Origin of the sequence: Methylobacterium sp. WL119, assembly GCF_008039875.1 — a bacterium.
Classification (GTDB): Bacteria; Pseudomonadota; Alphaproteobacteria; order Rhizobiales; family Beijerinckiaceae; genus Methylobacterium.
Map to the genome: position 1 here is coordinate 1 of NZ_VRUU01000206.1, position 2595 is coordinate 2595.

General features: G+C 66.9%; 2 protein-coding genes. Both read right to left on the bottom strand.

The features are described 5' to 3' along the window. Nucleotides 1–122: 122 nt before the first annotated feature. A complete protein-coding gene (istB, locus tag FV227_RS28355) occupies nt 123–992 on the bottom strand; it encodes an IS21-like element ISMex8 family helper ATPase IstB (protein ID WP_147860457.1) in 870 nt (289 codons plus the stop codon). Continuing rightward, entirely contained in the window at nt 989–2488 is a 1500-nt protein-coding gene (istA, locus tag FV227_RS28360) for an IS21 family transposase (protein ID WP_147729478.1), read from the bottom strand. The genes istB and istA overlap by 4 nt, the downstream gene beginning before the upstream one ends. Nucleotides 2489–2595: the final 107 nt, after the last annotated feature.

The window sequence follows — 2595 nt, forward strand, 5'->3', positions numbered from 1 at the left end:
TGTAAAGGGCGGACCAATTCCAGGCCGCTGTGGCGGAGTAAAACCAGGCCAATGGCGGCCGCAGCTTGAACGATGAAGGGGCCCGATCGGGCCCCTTCATCGTTTATCGCCGACCATGAGGCTCAAGCCGGTAGGATCTCGCCCGTCTCGGCATCGTGGGGATCGGTGGTGGCCTGGTTTTGCTCCGCCCTGCCATCGCCGCAGCCGCGTCGGCTGCGGGAGGATTTGAGGCGGTAGCTGTCGCCGTTCAGGCTCAAGATGCTGACGTGGTGGGTCAGCCGGTCGAGCAGCGCGCCGGTGAGCCGCTCCGAGCCCAGGACCGAGGTCCAATCCTCGAATGGCAGGTTCGAGGTCACCACGGTCGAGCCACGCTCGTAGCGCTGGGAGAAGACCTCGAACAGCAACTCGGCCCCCGTCGGCGAGAGCGGCACGTAGCCGAGTTCATCGACGATCAGGAGCTTAACCGAAGCCAGTTCACGCTGCAGCCGGAGCAGACGGCGCTCGTCGCGGGCCTCCAGAAGCTGGTTGACCAGAGAGGCCGCGGTGGTGAACGCGACCGAGAAGCCCTTCTGGCAAGCCGCCAGGCCGAGAGCCAAGGCGATGTGGGTCTTGCCGGTGCCGGAGTTGCCGAGTGCGATGACGTTCTCTCGACCGAGGATGTAGCCGCAGCGCGCCAGCTCCAGCACGAGCATCTTGTTCAGGCTCGGGATCGCGGTGAAGTCGAAGGTGTCGAGGCTCTTCACCGCCGGGAAGCGTGCCGACCGGATCCGGCGTTCGACCATGCGCCGTTCGCGATCGATGAGTTCCAGCTCGACCAGCCGGAGCAGGTAGCGCGGGTGGTCGATGCCGCCCTGGGCACACTCGCGGGCAACCTTGTCGTACTCGCGCAGCACCGTGGGTAGCTTCAGCTGCTTGAGGTGGTGGGCGAGTAGGATCCCCGGCGTGCCGCCGGTGGTGCCGCCCGGCCCCGTCTCGTCACGTGCCGCACTCATGCCGCCACCTCCGGCACCAGCACGGCGTAGTCGGCGGCCACGGTCGTCCTCACCATGGTCCTGGGCAGATGCGGATAGGCCGCCAGGTCGAGCCGGGGCGGTCGTCGTTCGAGCCGGGCCAGCGCGATCAGCTTGACCGCGTCGAAGCCGATCGCCCCGAGCCGGATCGCGTCGGTGACGGCCGAGGCCACGACGTCCTTCGGCATCGCCTCCATCAGGCGCAGCACCTGGATGAACTCGCGCTTGCCGCGGTTACCCATGCGCGCCTCCAAGAGGTGGCGCAGGTGCTGGAACGCCTTGGGCAGATCCCAGCCCTGGAGCGCGGCCGCCTGGTCGAGAGCGTTCGGTTTGGTCTCGATCAGCGCGAGGTAATGCAGCGGATCGGACACGAACACGCCCGTGCCGTAGCTGCGCTCATGCCGGGCGATCTCGATGCCGCCACACAGGATCACGACCTCATCGACGAAGCCCTTCACCAGCACGTCCTGGAAGCCGTAGGCGGTCGGCACCGAGTAGTCGTTGCAGCGGTAGCGAACCAGCGCGGTCGAGGAGACCCGCCCAGTCCGCTTCTCGCACGGCTCCAGCGGGACCGCCGGCAAGGAACGCAGAACGGCACGATCGGCGACCAGTCGCGTGCCGATGCTCTCGGCATGCTGTCCGGCCCGCTCATCCTGCCGGGTCCGGCAGCGTCGCTCCAGATCCGCGTTCAGCGCCTCGAACGAGGCCGCCTCCGGGGCCGGGGTCATGAAGTTGGACCGGGCGTACTTGACCAGGCCTTCGACCTTGCCCTTGTCGTTGCCCTTGCCCGGACGCCCGAAGCGGTCCCGGAACAGGTAGTGGCTCACCAGCTCGGTGAAGGCACGGGTACGTTCGCGCTGGCCTCCGCCGCAGATCTTGGCGACCGCGATCTTGGTGTTGTCGTAGAGGATCGACAGCGGCACGCCGTCGAAGAACTCCATGGCAGCGACATGCCCGTCGAGGAACGCCTCGGTGGTCTCCCGCGGATACGCCTTCACGAAGCAGGCGTCGGAGTGCGGCAGGTCCATGCAGAAGAAGTGGATCTTCCGGCGTACGCCGCCGATGGTGGCGATCGCTTCGCCGAAGTCGACCTGGGCATGACCCGGCGGGTGCGCCAACGGCACGAAGGTCTCCCTCCCGCTCGCGCGTGCGATCCGGACGTGGTCCTTCACCACCGTGTAGCCGCCGCCGTAGCCGTGCTCGTCGCGCAGACGCTCGAAGATCCGCTTGGCCGTGTGACGCTGCTTGACGGGTGCGATCCGGTCCGCCTCCAGGATCGCATCGATCACCGGCAGCAGCGGCCCCAGCTTCGGCTTCTCGATCGGCTTCGAGCGCGTGTAGCCCGGTGGCAGTGAGAACCGGCACATCTTGGCAATCGTCTCGCGATTGAGCCCGAATACCCGAGCTGCCTCACGACGAGAGTGGCCGTCGATGAAAACGAACTGCCGAACGGCCGCGTAGACTTCCACGGCAAACATCCTGGGCCCCTCCCGAAAGAGAAGCCTCTCCACTGGCCGGCTTTTACCCCGGCCGCATCAGCACCCCGCCGACGCTCCAGTGGATGGTTTTGTCACCGCCCTACACA

Excerpts from the sequence above, each read along its gene's own strand:
- istB (WP_147860457.1), bottom strand. The coding sequence starts at position 992 with ATGAGTGCGGCACGTGACGAGACGGGGCCGGGCGGCACCACCGGCGGC.
- istA (WP_147729478.1), bottom strand. The coding sequence starts at position 2,488 with ATGTTTGCCGTGGAAGTCTACGCGGCCGTTCGGCAGTTCGTTTTCATC.